Source organism: Gardnerella sp. KA01001 (assembly GCF_049244025.1).
Taxonomy (GTDB): Bacteria; Actinomycetota; Actinomycetes; order Actinomycetales; family Bifidobacteriaceae; genus Bifidobacterium; species Bifidobacterium swidsinskii.
In genome coordinates this window covers 1,211,528-1,232,422 of record NZ_CP058366.1, presented here as the reverse complement: position 1 = coordinate 1,232,422, position 20,895 = coordinate 1,211,528, and the positions used below count along the sequence as shown (strand labels likewise).

At 37.8% G+C, this 20,895-nt stretch carries 22 protein-coding genes and 1 pseudogene; 17 read left to right on the top strand and 6 right to left on the bottom strand.

The annotated features are described in order from the left end of the window. Positions 1 to 54: 54 nt before the first annotated feature. Positions 55 to 738, bottom strand: a complete 684-nt coding sequence (locus HXT59_RS05065; RefSeq protein WP_421783192.1) for a DUF4190 domain-containing protein — start codon at positions 736 to 738, stop codon at positions 55 to 57. 307 nt (positions 739 to 1,045) lie between these two features. Continuing rightward, a complete protein-coding gene (locus tag HXT59_RS05060) occupies positions 1,046 to 1,186 on the bottom strand; it encodes a type IIL restriction-modification enzyme MmeI (protein WP_012914143.1) in 141 nt (46 codons plus the stop codon). Between the two features lie 1,006 nt (positions 1,187 to 2,192). Between HXT59_RS05060 and HXT59_RS05055 the strand changes: the two genes are divergently transcribed. From HXT59_RS05055 to HXT59_RS05030, 6 genes are read left to right on the top strand one after another with little or no spacing between them, the layout of a single operon-like run. Beyond that, on the top strand, positions 2,193 to 4,202 hold the full coding sequence (locus tag HXT59_RS05055; protein ID WP_014554440.1) for an ATP-binding cassette domain-containing protein: 2,010 nt from the start codon (positions 2,193 to 2,195) through the stop codon (positions 4,200 to 4,202). After that, complete coding sequence (locus HXT59_RS05050) at positions 4,199 to 4,591, top strand: hypothetical protein (protein WP_004114689.1); 393 nt, start codon at positions 4,199 to 4,201, stop codon at positions 4,589 to 4,591. Before HXT59_RS05055 ends, HXT59_RS05050 begins: the two co-directional genes overlap by 4 nt. A gap of 4 nt (positions 4,592 to 4,595) precedes the next feature. Beyond that, on the top strand, positions 4,596 to 5,468 hold the full coding sequence (locus HXT59_RS05045; RefSeq protein ID WP_016798451.1) for an ABC transporter ATP-binding protein: 873 nt from the start codon (positions 4,596 to 4,598) through the stop codon (positions 5,466 to 5,468). Continuing rightward, positions 5,437 to 6,087: a hypothetical protein gene (locus HXT59_RS05040; protein WP_004125684.1), complete on the top strand. Its 651-nt coding sequence runs from the start codon at positions 5,437 to 5,439 to the stop codon at positions 6,085 to 6,087. Before HXT59_RS05045 ends, HXT59_RS05040 begins: the two co-directional genes overlap by 32 nt. A gap of 3 nt (positions 6,088 to 6,090) precedes the next feature. After that, positions 6,091 to 6,480 carry a thioredoxin family protein gene (locus HXT59_RS05035; protein ID WP_004125685.1) on the top strand — a complete coding sequence of 130 codons (390 nt, stop codon included), beginning with the start codon at positions 6,091 to 6,093 and terminating at the stop codon, positions 6,478 to 6,480. Between the two features lie 5 nt (positions 6,481 to 6,485). Further along, complete coding sequence (locus tag HXT59_RS05030) at positions 6,486 to 6,959, top strand: thioredoxin family protein (protein WP_004125686.1); 474 nt, start codon at positions 6,486 to 6,488, stop codon at positions 6,957 to 6,959. A gap of 161 nt (positions 6,960 to 7,120) precedes the next feature. Here the strand turns inward: HXT59_RS05030 and HXT59_RS05025 are convergent, their stop codons facing one another. Further along, a complete protein-coding gene (locus HXT59_RS05025) occupies positions 7,121 to 7,351 on the bottom strand; it encodes a transposase-like zinc-binding domain-containing protein (RefSeq protein ID WP_421784337.1) in 231 nt (76 codons plus the stop codon). 249 nt (positions 7,352 to 7,600) lie between these two features. Between HXT59_RS05025 and HXT59_RS05020 the strand changes: the two genes are divergently transcribed. Beyond that, the gene (locus tag HXT59_RS05020) at positions 7,601 to 8,164 is read left to right on the top strand and encodes a hypothetical protein (protein WP_004125687.1); all 564 of its coding nucleotides are present in this window, start codon (positions 7,601 to 7,603) and stop codon (positions 8,162 to 8,164) included. Positions 8,165 to 8,177: 13 nt separating this feature from the next. Continuing rightward, entirely contained in the window at positions 8,178 to 8,423 is a 246-nt protein-coding gene (locus HXT59_RS05015) for a hypothetical protein (RefSeq protein ID WP_421784245.1), read from the top strand. A gap of 107 nt (positions 8,424 to 8,530) precedes the next feature. Here the strand turns inward: HXT59_RS05015 and HXT59_RS05010 are convergent, their stop codons facing one another. Continuing rightward, on the bottom strand, positions 8,531 to 8,704 hold the full coding sequence (locus HXT59_RS05010) for an IS3 family transposase (RefSeq protein WP_076002745.1): 174 nt from the start codon (positions 8,702 to 8,704) through the stop codon (positions 8,531 to 8,533). Positions 8,705 to 8,836: 132 nt separating this feature from the next. Here HXT59_RS05010 and HXT59_RS05005 point away from each other — a divergent pair. Continuing rightward, positions 8,837 to 9,639 (top strand): annotated as a pseudogene (locus HXT59_RS05005) (transposase); the annotation flags it as partial. 130 nt (positions 9,640 to 9,769) lie between these two features. On the opposite strand, the gene HXT59_RS05000 reads toward HXT59_RS05005, so the two are convergent. Both HXT59_RS05000 and HXT59_RS04995 read right to left on the bottom strand, forming a co-directional pair. Continuing rightward, positions 9,770 to 11,212, bottom strand: coding sequence for a hypothetical protein (locus tag HXT59_RS05000; RefSeq protein WP_004125695.1), 1,443 nt, complete (start codon positions 11,210 to 11,212; stop codon positions 9,770 to 9,772). A 16-nt stretch (positions 11,213 to 11,228) separates the two neighbouring features. Beyond that, a complete protein-coding gene (locus HXT59_RS04995; protein WP_421784244.1) occupies positions 11,229 to 11,960 on the bottom strand; it encodes a hypothetical protein in 732 nt (243 codons plus the stop codon). A gap of 826 nt (positions 11,961 to 12,786) precedes the next feature. Between HXT59_RS04995 and HXT59_RS04990 the strand changes: the two genes are divergently transcribed. From HXT59_RS04990 to HXT59_RS04955, 8 genes are all read left to right on the top strand, one after another. After that, positions 12,787 to 13,419 (top strand): sigma-70 family RNA polymerase sigma factor, encoded by a 633-nt coding sequence (locus HXT59_RS04990; protein ID WP_421784243.1) that lies wholly within the window; start codon positions 12,787 to 12,789, stop codon positions 13,417 to 13,419. Positions 13,420 to 13,477: 58 nt separating this feature from the next. Beyond that, positions 13,478 to 13,699: a hypothetical protein gene (locus tag HXT59_RS04985; protein ID WP_016815920.1), complete on the top strand. Its 222-nt coding sequence runs from the start codon at positions 13,478 to 13,480 to the stop codon at positions 13,697 to 13,699. A gap of 11 nt (positions 13,700 to 13,710) precedes the next feature. Continuing rightward, positions 13,711 to 14,019, top strand: coding sequence for a hypothetical protein (locus HXT59_RS04980; RefSeq protein ID WP_421784242.1), 309 nt, complete (start codon positions 13,711 to 13,713; stop codon positions 14,017 to 14,019). After that, positions 14,012 to 15,142: a DUF2800 domain-containing protein gene (locus HXT59_RS04975; RefSeq protein ID WP_421784241.1), complete on the top strand. Its 1,131-nt coding sequence runs from the start codon at positions 14,012 to 14,014 to the stop codon at positions 15,140 to 15,142. Before HXT59_RS04980 ends, HXT59_RS04975 begins: the two co-directional genes overlap by 8 nt. Positions 15,143 to 15,146: 4 nt before the next feature. Continuing rightward, positions 15,147 to 15,695, top strand: coding sequence for a DUF2815 family protein (locus HXT59_RS04970; protein ID WP_004105030.1), 549 nt, complete (start codon positions 15,147 to 15,149; stop codon positions 15,693 to 15,695). A 226-nt stretch (positions 15,696 to 15,921) separates the two neighbouring features. Beyond that, positions 15,922 to 17,898, top strand: a complete 1,977-nt coding sequence (locus tag HXT59_RS04965; protein ID WP_421784240.1) for a DNA polymerase — start codon at positions 15,922 to 15,924, stop codon at positions 17,896 to 17,898. Between the two features lie 152 nt (positions 17,899 to 18,050). Then, complete coding sequence (locus HXT59_RS04960; protein ID WP_421784239.1) at positions 18,051 to 18,425, top strand: hypothetical protein; 375 nt, start codon at positions 18,051 to 18,053, stop codon at positions 18,423 to 18,425. Beyond that, a complete protein-coding gene (locus tag HXT59_RS04955; RefSeq protein ID WP_421784238.1) occupies positions 18,412 to 20,745 on the top strand; it encodes a VapE domain-containing protein in 2,334 nt (777 codons plus the stop codon). The genes HXT59_RS04960 and HXT59_RS04955 overlap by 14 nt, the downstream gene beginning before the upstream one ends. The last annotated feature ends 150 nt before the right edge of the window (positions 20,746 to 20,895 follow it).

The window sequence follows — 20,895 nt, the reverse complement described above, 5'->3', positions numbered from 1 at the left end:
GCGCGTAAACTCGTCGGGCTTTTTGTTTGAATAAATTTTATAAAAACGTATAAATTACTTAGCAGTTGTGTCAGACGCAGTGCACATTACATTAGCAGAAGTTCCAGTTGCGTTCTTATGAGACACTTCTTTGCCATCAACAGTAATTGAACATTCAACTTTGTAATTGTCTGGCGTTGGATTATCAACGTCTATTTTTGGCGATGCCATGATTGTCCAATCCTTTTGAGCATCCTTGCCAGTAAAGACTTTCTCCCAAACACCATTATTTGTGCTTTCATTGCTGTTAGAACCAGAAACTAATAAGTTAATATCAGTTGGAGCAGTGCCCTTAACTTGAATCTTCATCTCTTTAGCATTCTCATTGGCAATACCTTTTGCCATATTGTCTAGCTTTTTACTTGCTTTATCTAAGCCAGACTTAGCTTTATCTATAGAAGCACTAAAACTTGCTTGCATAGATAAAGTAATTACTATTGAAAGGATACCTAGAACAAGACCAGCGATTACCATTCCATGACCACGCTTGTGTCCTTTTTTACCAGTTGATTTCCAAGAGCATCCAGCAAAAATTATAGCAAGAATTCCAAGCACAAAGCACATATTATTAATAATTGAAACTACAGAAAATACAATGCTAATAATACCCAATACAAGCGCAGATACTCCAAGCCCACTCAAATGCTTGTTATTGTTATCATTATTCACTGGAGACATTTCCATATTCTCCCCATTCATCTTTCTTCCTTTCTTAATTCGATTTGAAAATTATGCAAAATTAGAGTCAGCCCCAAAATTTGCATACAACACAATAAAGTTTATTCACTTAAAAAAAAAGCAATATTTTTTTCGAACTATGTGGATAAAAGGTTCAGTTACGAGTTTCACAATTCAACTGCGTATTGTTTCAGAAGAATGAATATGCTAGAAGGTCACACAAAACTTGTGACCCTCTGCTAACAGCAATCAACACTTCTTAATATAAATCCTGACTTGTAGAAACTACAGATTGGTTTTTCGTTTTATAGGTTTGCTTATATTAAATTCATTCCTTAGTCATGCGAATATAGGATTTGAAGAGAATTTCTAGGCGCTCGTCGTTATTAGAGCAAGGCTTTGTAGCACCAAAAGCAACATCTACTATTTTATCTAGCTCGTCATGAGCTTTGCGCAAATCTGTTGGCATGTATGTTTGGTCAGTTTCTTAACTCTTGTGTGCAATGAAACTTTTCCTTCTGAACTCTGAAACTATTGCTTTCTGTGTTATATATCCCAACACTCACCACGTTGAGACTGTCGTATTGATGTCTAGGGCTTAATAGGTGGGTGCAAATTTGCCCTTATGTAGCAAGGCTTAGCGAGGGTTATCGTTAAAAGGTTTAATGCGAAGCGGCTTCAAGCTGATTCCTTGCGGTTTTTGAGCGCAGTTTGGCTGTTTGAGGGAAGATATCAACGCTCTGGGGTCGAGTGCACAGGATGGATAACGTTAAAAAGTGCACCCACTTTGCACCCAGCTGGTGAAGTGGGAAATTGAAGTCATAAAACAAAAATAAGGTAAGATTTCACATATAAGGTGTGGTCGTACCTTATTTTTTGGTCTATAACCCGATAATTGAGAAAAATGAGCAATCGTAATAGAGGATAGTCTGCATATTTTCATGTGAATTTTATTTTCAAAATCATACATAATTCGCGATAATTACATTAATGCCAGGATGAAAGTTGGTGGAAATATCTGGTATATATGTGTTATAACATTTTCGTTGCAGTGTATTGACAAGACATCATAAATGATTTATAACTATGGTGAGAGTTGAGAATGCAACATTCGTCTATGATGTTGCGGATTTAGCTCTATAGGAGGTTTTTACTTGAAAGAGAGGAGATGATTATTATGAAGAAGCTAACACTAGAAGAATCTCGCTCGATTAGAGCTGGATGGATGTGCGTTGTCTGGGGTTTCATCTGCTGGGGATGATTCTCTAGTTCTGCATATGATTATATTACCAGATTTCATTACAACAGTAGATTAGGTTAGTCTCATTGTAGTGTTCTAACTGTAATCTATTTGCGTAATTTAGTATTTGAGAAAATTGATTTGATTGTATGATGCTTTTTAACATTTGTGATTAAATCTGTAGCGTGGAGGCTATGATAGCCTCCACGCCTTGAAACTTTGAGGAGCTCAATAGATGGTGGCTTATCCTCATAATATGCAAAATTTGACTTCAGATTGCGGTATTGCAGTTATCAAATCATTGCTAGAAAATTATCATAGATTTAATGAAAGAAGTTTTAAATCGGTTGTTTCTAGTTTAGATATTGAGCAAGGTTTATCTTTGTTTAATATTGAAGAGGTTTTGAAACAATTCGGAGTTTACGGTTCTAGTTATGAAGTTGAAGATTTTCATCTTCTTGATTTTACTAAGCCTATGATATTACTGGTTGATAGCAATGGCGAAAATCATTATATTCTATCGTATGGTGTTAAAGACGGTAAAGCGATTGTATCTGATCCTTCGCATGTAGTTCTAGAACAGGTTAATTTAAACGAGTTAAAAGGGGTATTTAAAGGGTATGTTTTCATAATTGAAAATGTTGTGGAGCGTACTCATCAGGAAAAGTTACTGCAAAAACATAGTCATGTAAAAAAGAATCTTAAATTACATGTTGATCTTTTATATTTAACAGTGTTGTTATGCATAATTCCAATTATAATTATTTTCTCAATTCAATATTTTTTGATTTATCAATTGCGGAATCTAGTTATATGGCAAGTATTGGTAATCTTTATTTTTGAGACATTGCTCACGTGTATTTATGTAAAATTAAAGACGGAATATAATGGAATTGTATCAAATGAAGATTCTCTAAAGCAAGAAGCGTTGGCTTTTTCTTTTTTGGAAGATATAGACCAGTTAAGTGAAAAAGATGAGAATATCTATAATAGGCTGATAAAGTTTTGGAATAATTTTAATGCGTCGGACTGGCAGTTAAAGAGGTATCTTTCATATTTCGAATTAGTTTGTGTAGTTCTTATTTTTAGTGCGACTTTTGCTTTTAGTAGAGGGATAGCTTTGTTGTCGATCGTATGCATGCTTACCTACGTCATTATCTTCAAAAAAGGCATCGTGACAAGAAAAAATTATAATAGGAATTATTTCAATAATATGGGAGAGCTTTCTGTTTTCATTGAGGAATCGATTCATAATAAGCTGGATAGATCCATATTCTCAAGTAAAGAGGAAGTATCTACTTATCTGAAAAGCATATTGCTCAAAGTGAAAGATTCATTTGCTAAACAGCGAGAAAGCACAGCTCATATTTTGACACTTTATGATGGGGTTATGTATCTGAATTTAAGTTTGATTTTTGTTTATGTAATGCTTATGTATTCCATCAAAATGGATATGAAAGTTGTCAGCGTTTTTATCAGCTTTGTAATCGTTTATATGGTTTATAGTCTTGGCAAGCCCGCTATACAAAAATTTTTAGATTTGGAGAGATATTCTTCGCTTGATTCCCATTATCGTAAACCACCTGCTATTGATAGAAACAATGCAGCAGATTTTACTATTACTGGAATATCTTTAGAAAATGTTTCAGTTTCGTACAGTCAAGACACTTCAGTCTCAGTCCTTTCTGGAATATCAAAGCAATTTCGTAGTCATAGCTTGATTTTGGTTAAAGGGAAGAATGGAATAGGCAAATCGACTTTAATGTATGTTATTATGGGCGTAGTACCAGTGTCTGCTGGAAGTGTGCATTATTATGACTCTGATAGGGATTTGTATGGTTATCCAATAGAAATGATTCAGAGTAGAATAAGTTGTTATCAGCAAAATCAATTTTTAAACTATGCTTCTATTGGTAAGAATGTTGCATATGATATTTATAAGAATGCAAGACAGCCAGTAGATAATATTTTTAAACTTGATTTAGATAAGATAATTTTTTATAACGGTGTGAATTTATCGCAAGGGGAACGACAGAAGGTTTTATTGTCTAGAAGTTTGAATAAAGAAGCAGATGTGTATATTTTTGATGAGCCTACTTCAAACTTGGATGATTCTTCTAAGAAGATTTTTATAGACAAAGTCTTGGAGTTAAAAAAGACTGCGATGATTTTTATTGTTACTCATGATGCAATGTTCGATAAAATTGCTGATGAAATAATAGATTTGGATGTGATTAAGAAATGAAAAGCAAAAAATGGATATTTGCAGCTACCATAGTAATCCTCGGTCTTATCAGTCTGCTGTATGTAGGGTATAAGACAAATAATGTTCGTTTTGGTATAATTCGTGATGATTTGCCAACACTAGTTTCAGGAGATTATAAAAATAACGATAACTTATCGTTAAAGCCAGGAGTGTATGCTATTTATGCAAAGAGAGGCAAAGGAGAGATACGCTTTGCTGGAAAGCTGTACAAGCTTGATGATGCTCTTTTTGTGCGTGCTCAGAAACAGCCAGGAAATGTTAAAAATGCTGTTATCTACGAAGAGAGTCCTAAAATTTTTATTGGTGAAGATAGTAAGATTTCTGTAAAAGGAGATCGGAAATTTTTAGTTTCATTTGTTAAGAGGTAATCTTATGAAGATATCTCATTTGAAAAAATCATATGGGGGAAAAGTCGTTTTAGATGACATTTCTTTGGAAAGCAGTGCTGGGCAAATTATTGCGTTAGTAGGCAATAATGGTTCAGGAAAAACCACGTTAATGAAGTGCATTGCAAATTTGATAGTTGATTATCAAGGCAATATTGAATTGGACGGTTCACTTTCATTTGCTATTGAGAATCCATCTTTTTATGACGAATTTTCTGTACAGGATAATCTTAGAGTGTTTGCTGCTTTGATGGGGAGAAAAGACTTTAATTGTGATAAATTATTGCATCAGGTGAGTCTCGACGAAGCAAAAAATAAAAAGTTTAAACAATTGTCGCTAGGTATGAAGCAAAAATTAAATATTGCTAGAATATTGCTCTCAAATAGTGAAATTATTCTTCTTGATGAACCTTTCAATGGATTAGATGTTCTTACTATAAAGCAGTTAAAAGACACTATCTTGTCATTGCGCTCACAAGGTAAAAGCCTTGTAATTTCAAGTCATATATTAGATGAGTTAGGTGAAATTGCTGATATTGTATGGTATTTAAAAAAAGGGAAAATTCAAAAAATTGTTAATTTTAACGATAATCTAAGAATTTATAATGTGATTGTTGTAAATGATGTGGATATTAGTAAATTGCTTTCTAACAGATATGAGGTTTTTTGTCGTAGCAAAGATAACAAAGAATCAACTTTTAGAATTAAATTGCCTAGAGAGGATATTGCCAAGGTTCTTAAATTGCTGATTGAGCATGGGGTACAAATCGTGGAATACAGTGATATTACACATGATATTAAAGATTTTATGTTGGAGGAAGATGATAATGAAGTACTATATAAAATCAGAAATTATTAAGTTTAGTCATCAGAAGCTTTTCTTATTGTCTTTTGTTTTGTATTTGGCATGTTGCGTGTTTATAGTATTTCAAGCTAAAAGAGGTGCATTTTTATCACAATATAAATTCTTTTCAACGATAACTATACTATTTTTAAGCCTATATCAGATATTATCAATTGGTGAATGGCAAGAGAAGAAAATTATTCATCATTATCTAGAGTATATTCCTAATAGGATTAAATTATTGTGTTTTATATATGGTGAATACGTAAGCATTTATCTAGTCGTAAATTTGGTATTTTTGTCACTAAATTACTCGTCTCTAGGGATAGTTATGCATCAACTGCTCGTATATCCGATAATTTTCCTTTTGTATATTGCTATAAATATGAATCTGTTGATATATTTTGAAAAAGTTGGTGTTACGATGATTCTTTCCTTTATATTATTATGGATATTGCCGAATTTGATAAACATAATATTGTCTCAAACATCCGTGTATTCTTTTCAGATATTTTATTATTTATCACCAGACTCGTTCACCGCTCTTACGTCTGCAACTTGTATTATTGCTCTAATGTATATTGTTATGTTTTTCCTATTGTCGTTATTACAATTTATGAAAAAGGAGTACTGAGTTATGAAAAGTGTAATATCTCGTATACTTCCAGCTATTGTCATAATGTTATTCGTTGGTTTTATTGCATATATTCATTTGAGTGGCTTAAGACCCTCATTTTCAGTATTACAGGAGAATAATATCTCAAATCTTAAAACTGGAGAAGTGCTCTATTTTGGTAGTTCAGGCTGTGGAGCATGTCAGGAATTCAATAAAGTTCTAAAAGAATATCAAGATGAAACGCATGCTAAAATTTATTATTGGGATGCCACAGACATGAAGATTGTGAGAAAGGCAGCTGAAATAAAGATTTACAATACTCCAACTATTGTAATGAGGAAGCGTGGGAAACTGGTAATTTCTCAAGGATATAAGAATTTGAAAGAGTTAGAGACTTTTGTAGAAAGCTAGTAGCGATGAAGAAGATTATTTTATACATTGTTTTAGTATTCAGTTTAATTGCAAATGCTTATTTTATTGTTGGACAAACTTACGAAAAGGATATGACGCATCCTACATTGACTATGTATGATAAATTAAATAGCCTGTTGGAAAAAAATTTTGTGTTGCGCAATAATGATGGAAAGAAGCTTATAGTTTATTTTGGAAGGCCGGGTTGTGGTGATTGTAATAAATTTGATCAAATATTGGGGGAAATGATCGACAAATATAAAATTAGTGATAGATTATATTATGTCAATGTTGAGAGGATTCACGAAAATAAATCTGAATGGCTTCAGTTTAAGAAGAAGTATAACATTAAAGGTACTCCGACGTTGGCTATATATAATCATAGAAAATTGTTAACAAAACTAGATTTTGAGGAGCATGGCGGATTCTCTCTTAAAGAACTAGAGATGTGGATTAGTAGAAATCTTGTTTCAGAATAACTAATAATGCAAATGCTTGATTTTTATGGTTATTTCCTAGAAAGTGTGCATAGAATTGGTGTGTCGTTACCATATTCTCATATTCATGCCAACCCTTTTCGTATAAACAAGTATGAATCCTCCCATGGTTTGTACGGGATTAATCGCGTTACCGTACCCTGTTATTTCTTCTTTTCCTCGTGAGGAGTATTTATAGTTTCTTGTTTAAAAAAACTTAACAGTCGTTTCATGACCAATTGTAACGGTTTTTGACGTGTTATATATTGACGATGTTGCTTTGAATAAGCGCCACATGTTTTGCATCTCCATCGTGTTTTCTTTGCACCGGTTTTACCATTCCTAACCATCTTGTTGCTACATACACTACCAATGGGATTATTGCAAGAGTTCATCATTTAATTACAACAGTAGATTAGGTTAGTTTCATTAGAGTATTCTAATTGTAGTCTATTTGCATAATTTAGTATTTTGGGGAATAACCCTATTTCTATTTGTTACAAGTAAAACTTAGAACACCTTATACATTTTATGTGTTATCAAAAATAGCAACAACAATTGTATGGCAAAAAATTATTGGATAGAATGAGTATTAAACCCAATGATAGGTCTTTTATATATTGTAATTACAAAGGAGAATTTCTATGAAATGTCATATTTTTAAGTCTATTGCTGTAGTTGTTGCAGCATTATCAACCTGTGTTTCTCTGGTATCAACTGCTCAAGCTAATGAGATAGTGGATAACGGACCAAGTGTTGTAGAAAGCAATGTCGGTGATGCGAATATAGATAATTATGCTAAGCGTCTTGAAATTATTTTTTCAAAGTATCTCAAGTTTGATGAAATTAATAAAAAATGGACTGTAACACAAGCAGGGGAGTTTTCTCATGTTCCGAAAGAAGTGCTTGAGAATTTAATTCATAAGCTCAATGCAAATGCATCTGTTGGTGAGATTTCGTCTAATGATAATCATGCAGTGCGTTCGAAGGATTATGTTAAATGTATAATTAAGACTACTGGTCTAATCGGTATTACTGGAGTATTTACTGCTACTTTCAAAAAGTTACTTGAAAAGCATCTTTGGAAGCAAGCTGCTATGTATATTTTAAAGGCAGTTGGTTCATCCGCATTTAGAGGTGGAGTTATGGGTCTAGCTACAAGTTTAGCAGCTTCTGCTATTTGGTGTTCGACTCCGTTTAGTGAGTGAGGAGGATATTCTCATGTACAAGGTTCTTATGTTCGTGCTGAAGTTGGTTATGTTTACAGCTGTGAATTTTATGTTCCTTTACTTGTCGATGGTGGTATTCGGCCATGATTTTGGTGTGATGTTCAAAACGTATGGGAATGCGCTCGGTCCGTTTACGTTCATGCTTGCTTTGATGACAACGATGTCGTTGCCTAATGAAGGAACTATTTTTGAGGATAAGCGGCAAAAAAGTGTGTCTAAAAACCCGAGTTATCGTTGAAATACCAAGGAAAACTTGCTGTAGTTAAGCTGAAAAGCTTAACATTTAGTATTACTTGACATTGAAAACAAAGGGGGCTTAGGACAATTTTTAGACATTTTGTGCAATCATAGCACGATGTTCCATAATTGTCTTTTAAGCCCCATTTTAATTCTGTGATTGTTGTAAAAATCAATATAAGTATGAATAGCTTGACGTAATTCTTCTGTACTATCCCAGTTATGTTGCAAGAAGGTTTTCTCTTGCCAGAAGCAGGCTATCTTCTTGATATTAAAAACCATAAATAGATTCAAAAATGCATGTTTAGACCATTTGAGCCAGTCTGTTTCATTATAATTATTCTCTTTAACTACTCTAATCTTGCGCTCTAAAAGTCCAATACGTTGCTTAAGTGGAATTATTTTGCCAGTTGTTGCATTAGAGAAAATACTGAAGCATATAAAAGTTTACTTAATAATTTAATAGCTCTTACTGTTGTTATTACTGATGGGAACGCTGGCGCGTTGAGCGCTATTAAACAAGTTTGGCCAGAGACTCGAGTACAACGCTGTTTAGTACATATTAAACGTAATATACGCGTATTAACTACAAGCAAGCCTAGGCTGCAATCACATAAGGCTTTGTGGGGTTTAGCTAAAAAGTTAGTTAAAATCAGAACGTTGAAAGAATCTGATTTATGGGTTAATTTACTACAGAAATCTTATAACCAGTGGAAAGATTGGCTTAATCAAAAAACGTTCCGTAGGAATGTTTCTGAAGAAAATATTCCTTCTTGGGTAAGAAGTAATCAACAATGGTGGTATACGCACCAGACAGCAAGAAAAGCTTATAATCTGCTTGCTATACAAGTTAAAAATGGTACACACTATTTACCTTTCTTGATCCTTTACTATTAGAGAAAACGAGCGTTCCTATTCCTAGTACTACTAATGCTTTAGAAGGTGGTATAAATTCACAGATAGATAAATTGGTAAGTGTTCATAAAGGATTATCTGAAGATCACATGCGTAGAGCTATAGAATGGTGGTGTTACTTCAGTCGTGAAAATCCTTCAAATCCTAAACAATTTATAACTTCTGAATGTTTTAAACCAAAAAATAAAAAAATTATTATTGATGATAATCCAATCGGACCAGCTCATTTAGACACTGGGTTTAACTTATGTAAAGCTGACTATCATCCAGATATTGCAATCAGAAAAGGGACTATGTGTTAAAGACACGCCGACTAATAGACACACTTTTTGCCGCTTACCCTTAGTTTCCCCCTACACGCACGACAGAATAAATCGGGCTTGACACTGCAAAATCATTCACAAGCATCAAGCCCAATACGTCAATTTCCGATCATTGCAACCATTTTGGATTCACAGCTGGAATTCCCGGATATAAATTCGTATTTTTCTGAGCTGTCAAATAGAGAAAATCTTTATTAACTTTTATTTTTTTCAATAATTTTCCAGTCTTCCTATCAAATCGTTCGATAACAAAATCTTTCAAATCAGAGGTATCGATAATCGATGGTATACGAACTATTTCATGGTTTCCTACCAGCAAACGATAGTTGACGCCCGCTGACGACTCTTGACGCGTAGTTTTATCTAACAATCGGCGAAGAACACCTGTTTGCGTATCAAGAGTAAACACTCGTCCATTCTCGGTATCAACAATATGAAGAAGCTTTTCATCGTATGCCTGTGCGTTTATGTAGCCAGCAATCTCATAAGAGACCGTGGTCGGACCATACAACACTTGACCTTTGCTGTTCTTCAATGGAATTGTTGTTATTTTACCAGTTTTCACATCCCATCGCACAAGAAAATGTTCCTGAATAGCTTTAACATCATCAGCAGAATCGCTGTGTTCTACTGCCATATCCTTTGTGCGAGCAGACGATGGACCATACGAATATAAGAAAGTAATCACACCATTGTTGCATCGTGGGCTATAAGCAGCATCAATTACTCCTGTAGATTCATTTTCTCCTTGATATAATTGCTCACCCACCATGTCTTTTTCATGGTGCCGCGATACCTCATTTAGGCCAACATTTGCTTCATTGACCATGCGATACAACACAACTTCATGCTTGTCTGTTTGAGCAATTGCATACGCTTGATTGCCACAGGTAGAACAAGTTTTAATAAATAGGTTCTCTGAAAATTGTATTGTTTGCTGCTTACTCTCACCTTTAGAAGTCGTAGAAAGAATCTTATATGTTGTTTTACCTCTATGCTTCATCATGCTTTCGTCATACAGATCAACAAAACCGCCATTAGCAAGAGAAAATGCAAAATTCTGACGTTGCACCTTTTCTATAGAGTTTACCGTAGGTTTTCCAGCGTTCACTGGTATGAAATAACTATCACGGGAATCTGTATAGTGAAGCGCCTCAGTATTCCAAATTGGCGTTTGGCCTTCTATATTGCTCACCTTATGCAGCTTAAAACTGCCATCTTCATAAACAATTGACATAAATGCGCTGCCATTGGGAATAAGAGATGTCTGAGGGTTATGCAGCGGGATTGCAACAACCGCATGCTGCAACCGAAGATTTTCAAATTTCTCCGAATGAGCAGATACTGTATATTCTGTCGATAAAACCCAATGAAAGGCACCTACAGTAACGGCTGCAATTACAGCAATTATACCTATAACCCCGAAAATCCAGACTACTACTCTATGAGTTTTATTCCCAGTTGTGAATGAAGATTGAGGTGCAGCATTACGCACATAATCATCATTCACTCTCTTGTGAGCTTCAGATTCATGAATAAATTTTTTCCACATAATGACCGCACCTCAACTACTGAACATATTGATATTCCCTAACATATCCAGAATTTTTAATATCATATGGCCACACATATTCACCACTACCAGTATCCAAATCAATACCAGCACCATAATAATATGCAGCCCACACTAATTGAGAACAGTTAAGACCTCCCCAATCATTTCTATTAGTATCAGTAATATCTGCATTGTAACCCCTACCAATATAACCAATTGCCCGACGCGCCGCTTTATCGCGGTTTCCCTGGGAAGTTTTTACTTCAAGAATAGAGGCACCGCCGGCTGCGACACTATTTTTCCTTGATACTCGATGAGCATTCTGGAACATCCCTACTGCTTCGACAATATCATCACGATTAACATAAATTCCAGTATGCCCATGCTTCCAAACGAAAAATGATGAATTATTAGAAACAAAAATATCTCCTGTATGACGAGCTCTTGGTAACTGTGTATTCCCACTTCTTACAGAGAACCTCGCAGTATCTAACACTGAATCACGAACCGATTTCTCCACCCTACTAGCAATCGAGTCAGGGCTCTCACCAGTGCGACGCGAGGTCTCCTTTATCTGCTCATCAATTTCTTTTTCACTGAGTGTGTGATTCAGATAAGTTGATATATCCCCCAGTCTTTGCTGATAATTCTCATTATTATCTTGTCCAAATGCCAATGGGGAAAAAGTAAATAAACAAGCAGCAGAAACAACTACAGATAGACTTCGCATTATCATATTTTTCATAATATCTCTTTCTCGATAAGAAGGCATACTATGCATCTTTACAATAGTAAAACACCTTGCTCTTATTGTACGCTTCTATGAAAAAATATGCAATACTCTTTCCCTGCAATCTCGTGTATGCAACCCCGTATATGTGCGTATTTGTCAGGTTTTTGAAGAGCCTCTTTAGCATAGTAATAACTTTAACGTTTTATCTGAAGTGTTTTAATCAGAAGCTCTAACGGTAACACTAAAAGTAGTTAGGCCTATAACACTTTTTGCGGAGTGAGGATTTCTGATATTAATACGGTTGGGATTATATTAGATTTGTTGGGATTGTATTAAATACAGTTGGACTTTATTAGCTACGGTTGGGACTCTATTAGAGCGTGGCTAATGCTCGTTTTGTTTTCTAAAACGAGTGTTGTTTAACGAGAAGGGGGGTGAAAACATTGTTAACGCTTAAACCTCAAAGCACGTAGCTTTCAAGGCAAGTGTGGTTTTTACATGTCAAGCTGTTATAAAAACGAGATTATTCCACTCTTTTTTACACTCATGATACGGGTTTTAAGAAAGAGCGGGTAAATGTTATAAGAATTTTTGGAACAATTAACAAGATTGTGGTTAATGATTAATCAATAAGACACTACTAATAAACAGTTAAAGCCTGATTAGCTATAGGGCGATGAGATACGTCAATAGGATCCTCATGGTTTTTTCATGACTCCTATGAAGTACCTCTATTCTACTATGGCTGTTTTTCAGGTATTAGAGTCGGTACTTCATAAAGTATCGGCTCTTTTTTGTATGTGTCTTCACCCTACCGCTGCAGGCGGGAAGGGTGAGCATGAGGACTCGTAAAACTAATAGCAACGATCGAGCAACATATAAGTATACAAGTTGTGTTCGTAATGAAGATGGTAGTTATAGTGAAGAAACTATCGAAATCAAGCCGGGCGAAAATGGTGTCACTCAAGCGGATATTAAAATGCTTCACTCAATGGATGATAGCGAGGTTTATTACAACAATAAGAACCTGCGTCCAACTAGAACTGCTGAAGAAAAAGCTGAGATTAAGGCGTGGAAAGAAGAATATATCCGGCATTTTAATCTTAAGCACGGTTATGAGCCTAACAAGGGTGACGTGGAGTATGCTGCTGAAGAGCATTTTCCACGTAACTATAATCTTTCGCTTGACTTTGATGCAGATGGTGAGCTTGAAGTAGATAAAAGTCATCTTGCTGAAGCTCTTAGTACTACTGATGATTATGGTTTTATTACCAACGATTATGGTTTTGAAATGTCAGAGAGAACAGAATCTATGCTTTCAGTGCTGACAGATAAGCAGAGTCAAGTAGTAAAACTGATGTTTTTTGGAGGATACACTCAGTCAGAGATTGCGAGCATGCTTGGTATTTCGTCTGCTGGCGTGAAAAAGCATTTGGATAAGGCTCTCGAAAAGCTTAGAAAAACGCGTTAAAAAATTCTAGAAATTTTTTAGGAGGAGGTTAAAAACTCCTCCTTTTTCTTTGCCTGTGATGTGTAAGGAAGAAACCCCTTACAGAAAGGAGGCAAAACTCGTGAAACACAAGATCGTTATTAACGTCACCGGTGAAAACGGTGAGAAGAAACAGGTTCTACGTGGAGCTGTGATGCGATTACCTCAACGGTTTATCCGCTGGTTATTTGGTGATTACTCGCAAGTCTACCTATTAGATCCCGGAAAGAGTGTTCAGTCAGTTGATGTCAAAGAAGTTTAAGGAGGAAAACCGTGAACAAGGAAATATTGAGAGAAGTCATCAAAGACTTGGAAAACTTAACAGCTCATCTTAAAAAACTATTTGATGATGCCGGTGCTTCTGGTGCTGGTTGTAAAGAAACAGCTTCTAATAATAAGGAGTCTGTTAAAAAGGTGAGTTTAGAGGATGTGCGAGCGGTTTTAGCAAAACTTAGCCAACATGGTAAAACCGCGGAAGTAAAAGCGCTTATCGTCAAGTTCGGAGCTAACAGGCTTTCAGAACTTGATGAAAGTAAGTACGCTGAGCTTCTTGAAGAGGCGAAAGGTATGACAAGTGACTAAGCATGCTTTACTTTCCCCATCTTCTGCTCACAGGTGGATTAAGTGTACTCCGAGTGCTGTTTTAGAAGAAAAGTTTGAAAACACCACTTCTGTGGCAGCCGAGGAAGGAACAGCGGCACACGCGTGGTGTGAGTACAAGCTGAATAAGCTTCTTAACCGTCCGTGTGAAAAACCGTCAACAGAGTATGACTCAAACGAGATGCAGGAATGCTCGGATGCTTACGTGGATTTCGTAATGGAAAAATACGAGCAGGCAAAACTTAACTGTCAAGATCCTATTATTCTCATAGAGCAAAAAGTTGATTTTTCAACTTACGTGCCTGACGGTTTTGGTACAGCGGATTGCATTATTGTAGGCGATAAAACGCTGCAGGTTATCGACTTTAAGTATGGTCAAGGCGTGCTGGTTGATGCTTATGAGAATCCTCAGATGAAATGCTACGCTCTTGGAGCTTTAACGCTTTTCGACAGCTTGTACGAGATTCAAACTGTTGAGATGAGTATTTTTCAGCCGCGTCGTGACAACGTATCCACTTTCACACTACCTGTTGCGGAGCTTATCTGTTGGGCTGAAAGCGTGCTTAAACCTAAAGCGGAGCTTGCTATTAAAGGCGAAGGCGAATTTGAAGCCGGTGACTGGTGCAGGTTTTGCAGGGCAAAAGCCACGTGCCGTAAACGGGCGGAAGAAAACCTTAAACTTGCAGAATTTGAGTTCAAACCGCCTTCTGTTTTAACGGATAGTGAGATTGAGGAGGTTCTTAAAACTATTCCAACTCTTACGAAGTGGGCTGATGATGTTTTAGCGTACGCCACAGATTCCGCTATTAACCATGGTAAAGAGTGGTCTGGTTTCAAGCTCGTAGAAGGCAGATCAGTTCGCAAGTTTAAGGATGAGACAGCTGTTATTGAGAAAGCAAAAGCCGCAGGCTTTACTGACATTTTCAAAACTAGTCTTATTGGTTTAACGGAAATGCAAAAGCTGATGGGCAAGAAGAAATTTGAGGATATTCTGGGCGACCTCATTATCAAACCGTCCGGGAAACTTACGCTCGTACCAGACTCTGATAAGCGGGCAAAAGTCAATGTTTCAAACGCAAATAACGAATTCAAAAAGGAGAATTAGTACTATGTCTAAATTAAATAACACGAAGGTTATCACTGGTAAGAACACGCGTCTTTCCTATTTTAACGGTTGGGAGCCAAAGTCTATTAACGGCGGTCCTGAAAAATATAGTGTTTCACTGCTTATCCCTAAAAGTGATGTTGAAACAGTAAACGCTATTGAGAAAGCTATTGATGCTGCTATTGAGGAAGGTGTCGGCAAGTTCGGTGGTAAAAAACCAAACAAGGCTGCTCTTAAAACACCGCTCAGGGACGGGGATATTGAGCGTGATGATGAAGCGTATAAAGGACATTATTTTATTAATGCGAACTCAACCACGGCTCCGCAGATTGTAGACAAGCAGGTAAAACCAATCATGGACCGTAGTGAAGTGTATTCAGGCTGCTATGCGAGGGTTTCTATCAACTTTTACGCGTTTAACTCTAACGGTAATAAGGGTGTTGCTTGTGGTCTTGGCAATATTCAAAAGATCCGAGACGGTGAGCCACTCGGCGGACGTAGTCTCGCAACCGATGATTTTACGACTTTAGAAGATGATGATTTTCTAGCATAAGGAGCGTGAGTTAATTATGGAAATTGTTATAGCGGTTTTTATTTCAGTGTTTATAGGAGTATTACTTCTTGATTTCACGGTAAAGAAACTCGTGAGTCTTTACGTTGATATTAAACACATTCTAAATAGGAATTAGAAGATTCCTGAAAAACAGGATTTAGAAGATTCTATAAGTGGGGTGGCAGGTTTTCTGTCACCTCTTTTATAAGCTTGGAGGTGATGTAATTTGGAAAATTTGAGTATAGATTTGGAAACGTTTTCGAGTGTAAATCTTGGTAAATGTGGGGTTTACAAGTACGCAGAATCAGAGGATTTTGAGATACTGCTCTTTGGCTACAGTGTGGACGGTAGTGAAGTTAAAGTCGTTGACTTAGCGCAAGGTGAAACCATACCCGAGGTTGTGCTTTCCGCCTTAACAGATGAAACAGTAACCAAGTGGGCGTTTAACGCTCAGTTTGAAAGAATCTGCTTATCACGCTACCTGCGAGATAAAGGCATCAATGTTAACCCTGGTCAGACAGTGAAAAGTGAAGGCCTATTTTTAAATCCCTGCTCGTGGCATTGCACAATGATCTGGTCAGCCACACTGGGACTTCCCATGTCTTTGGAAAACGTGGGAACAGTACTGGGGCTTGATAAGCAGAAACTCACTGAGGGTAAGAATCTTATTAAATATTTCTGCCTGCCGTGTAATCCTACGAAAGTAAACGGTGGAAGAACAAGAAACAAGTATTTTCACGATAAGGAAAAGTGGGAGCAGTTTAAATCGTATAACAAGCGTGATGTTGAAGTTGAAATGAGTATTCAAGAAAAGCTCTCACGCTTTCCCGTACCAGACTTTTTATGGCAGGAGTTTTATCTCGACCAAGAGATAAACGACCGTGGGATAGAAATAGATCCTCTTTTCGTTGAATCAGCCATAAAACTCGACCAGGAGGTGAAAACACATCTCATGAGTGAGCTTAAGCATATTACAGGTTTAGAAAACCCGAACTCCGTGTTACAAATGCGCTCTTGGCTTAAAAAGCATGGGCTTGAAATGGAGTCGCTTGGTAAAAAAGAAGTCGCTAAAGAACTTAAAACAGTGGGTAAAGAGTTGGCGGAAGTTTTACGGCTTCGCCAGCAGCTTGCTAAATCCTCGGTGAAAAAGTATACGGCGATGAAAAACGCTGCCTGCATGGATGATCGAGAGCGTGGCATGTTTCGCTTCTATGGCGCAAACCGAACCGGAAGATTCGCAGGAAGACTCGTGCAATTACAAAACCTGCCACAGAACCATCTGCCTGATCTAGCTGAGGCTAGAAGTCTTGTTAAACAAGGAAACGTTGAAGCGTTGGAAATGCTTTATGAGGATATTCCGGATACCTTATCCCAGCTTATACGCACTGCTTTTATTCCACGCACGGGATTTAAGTTTATTGTCGCAGACTTTTCAGCAATCGAAGCGAGAGTCTTGGCTTGGCTTGCGGGTGAAAAATGGCGTATGCAAGTATTCGCGGAAGGCAAAGACATCTACTGCTCGTCAGCATCTCAAATGTTTAGCGTACCTGTTGAAAAGCACGGAGTAAACGGGCACCTGCGGCAGAAAGGTAAGATTGCGGAACTCGCTCTTGGATATGGCGGATCTGTTGGAGCGTTAAAAGCTATGGGAGCACTCGACATGGGTCTTAGAGAGGATGAGCTTCAGCCTCTTGTTGATGCGTGGAGATCATCTAATCCGATGGTGACTACACTGTGGTGGGATGTGGACAGAGCGGTAAAACAGTGTGTACACGAACACGTATCTGTGCGAACACACAATATTGTGTTCACTTACAAGAGTGGGTTTCTTATCATCAAACTGCCTTCGAAAAGATGCCTTTACTATGTGAAGCCACGTGTGGAAGAAAACAAGTACGGTGGTGAATCAGTCACCTATGAGGGTGTGGGATCTACTAAAAAATGGGAGCGGCTGGAAAGTTATGGTCCTAAATTCGTGGAAAACATTACGCAAGCTATAGCTCGTGACATTCTACTTTACGCAATGCAAACACTGAAAGAATATCGCATTGTTGCTCACGTGCATGATGAAGCCATTATCGAAGCCGATAAAAGCGTGAGTGTTCAAAGCGTGTGTGAGCTAATGGGAAGAACGCCACCTTGGGCAGAAGGGCTTGTTTTACGAGCTGACGGCTACGAGTGCGAGTTTTACAAAAAAGATTAAAAAATTTTAGGAGCAGGGTTAAAAACCTGCTCTTTTTCTTTGCCTGTGATTTAGAAGGCAATACCGCCTTCAGAAAGAACGTAAAAGGATACGCGAATGACTATTAAAAACAATATTAGTAAGCAAAAACGTGGTGTTAAAGGAGACTAAAAGTGAGTAAGACTTATAAAAAACATTTAGAAACAACACCGAATTTTAAGCCTATCGTCTACATTTGTGCTCCCTACCGTGGAGATAAAGAAAGAAACGTTAAGCATGCTATCCGGTGTGCGGCTTACGCGTATTCACGCGGAGCAATACCAGTAACACCACACCTGCTTTTCCCGTTTATGGATGATGAGAATCAAAAGCATAGAGGAGACGCGATGTTTATGGACATTATCCTCTTAGGCAAATGCAACGAGCTGTGGGTGTTCGGAGAAAAAATCACAGGCGGCATGCAAGTAGAAATCGATCTGGCAGAAAAACGCAGGCAGCCGATTAAGTATTTTACGGATAAGGATTTGGAGGTGAATGTTGATGCGTAGTTTAGCTATCGCTTACGGTAACAACAGGCAGGCAAAGACATGGGTGAATAAGACCATCACCTATGATGAGCTGAAAGACCGTCTTAAAGTGACAATTCGCACCTCAGAGTCAGCGGAAGAGTATGCGAAAATGAAAAAAGCAGACCGTGATCTTGCAAAAGACCACGGTGGTTTCGTTGCAGGAGCGTTGGCTTATGGTAGACGAAAAGTCGACAGTGTTGAATTTCGCTCCATGCTCGCTTTAGACGGGGATCATGTTGCTAAAGACTTTATCGCACTCTACGAGAGTGTCGCTCCATACACGTCTTTTCTGTACACGACACACAGCCACACGCCTGATAATCCGAGGGTGAGAATTGTTTTTCCTTTAACGAGGAATGTAACGCCTGACGAGTTTGTAGCAGTATCAAGGTATTTGGCTGACATGCTGGGTATTGACCAGTTTGATGAGTGCTCTTACTTGCCTAACCAGCTCATGTACTGGCCGTCCACGCCACGAAACGGCGTGTATGAGTATAAAGAGGTTGAAAAAGACTGGCTTAATCCTGATGATATTTTATCCGCTCACCCAGAGTGGGTGGATCCAACCAGGCTTCCGACCTCGTCTCGTGAGAGTAAAGCGAATCAGGTGCAAAAGCAGAAAGTGCAAGATCCACTCGCGAAAAATGGTGTGGTTGGATTGTTTAACCGAGTATTCTATCCGATAACTCTTGCTTTGGAAAAGTTTTTAAGCGACGTGTATGAGCCGACTGATAATGAAAACCGCTGGCATCTTATAGCCTCACACAGTATGGCAGGAGTTGAGATTATCGAAGACAAGTTCGTTTACTCTCATCATGCTAAAGACCCAGCGTATTTGAAACTGTGTAATGCTTTTGATATTGTTCGCACGCACAAATTCGCTAGCTTAGACGAGAAAGAGTCGTTTAAGAAAATGAGCGAGTTTGCGATGAGTCTTGATGAAGTAAAACTTCAAGCGGCAAACGAGAGACTCTCGGAAGCAAAAGATGATTTTGTTGACAGTGAGGATTGGAAGAAAAAACTACGCTACACGTCTAAAGGCGCGGTTTTAGAAAACTCGCTTTATAATGCGAAACTCATTATTAAACATGATCCTTTGCTTAAAGGAATCGTTTTTAACCAGCTGGCTGATGGTCTTGAAATTAAAGGCGATGTGCCTTGGCAGCATCCTGCGAAGTTTTGGAGGGACGCGGACGACGCGCAGCTTATCTGCTACGTTGACGACCATTATGGTTCGTTTTCTCAAAGAAACTATGATATTGCTGTCACGAAAGTATCAGATGATAGAAGTTATCATCCGATAAGACGCTATTTTGAGAGTCTTCCTCAATGGGATGGTGTGAAACGTGTAGACACGCTTTTTATTGACTATCTTGGTGCTGAAGACAACGCGTATATTCGTGCAGTGTGTAGAAAAACACTGTGTGCAGCATACATGCGTATCTACCATCCCGGTATTAAATTTGACTACCTTCCTGTTTTTAACGGTGCGCAAGGTATCGGCAAGTCAACGTTTATAGCAAACCTTGGCATGGAATGGTTTTCAGACAGTCTCACGCTTTCAGACATGAATGATAAGACGGCGGCTGAAAAACTCCAAGGATATTGGATTCATGAAATCAGCGAGCTTGCGGGCATGAAAAAAGCTGACCTTGATAAGGTAAAAGCTTTTGTTTCAAGACGTGACGATAAGTATCGTGCTTCTTTTGGGAAACGTGTAGCGCCACACCCGAGGCAGTGCGTGTTCTTCGGTACAACGAATAGTGAAAACGGTTATTTAAGGGATGTTACTGGTAACCGGCGTTTTTGGAATGTGAAAGTGTCGGGAAACGGTAAGTATAAGCCTTGGGAAATGACACGAGAACTGGTTGACCAAATATGGGCGGAAACCATGGTTATTTCCAAGGCGGGTGAAGAACTATTCCTTGACAAGAGCTTGGAGGCTTTCGCTCAAGAAGAACAGCGTGAAGCCATGCAGCAAGATGACCGTGAAGGCATTGTCAGAGAGTATCTTAACATGCTTCTACCTGATACTTGGGGTGAAATGGATATTTACAGGCGGCGAGATTACTTCCGTGACATGGAGGATCCGACACGACCTAAAGGCACGATTAAACGCATGGAAGTATCCAACATTGAAATATGGTGCGAATGCTTCGGAAAAGCCAAAGAAGATATTAAGCCTGTCGACAGTTACGCAATATCGGCGATTATGAAACGTTTGAAAGACTGGCAAAGATCTGACAATCGTAGAACCATACCAATCTATGGAAGGCAAAGAATTTATACCAGAATTTGAGTGGACAAGCGGAGAAAACAGGACAATTGAATGTAGCTTGTCCTGACTTTGTCACTTGTCCCACTAATAACAACAGGCTTTGGACGAACAGGGACGGACAACACATGAAAATCTATATTAAATAAAATCTTTATTTATTACTTATAGCGT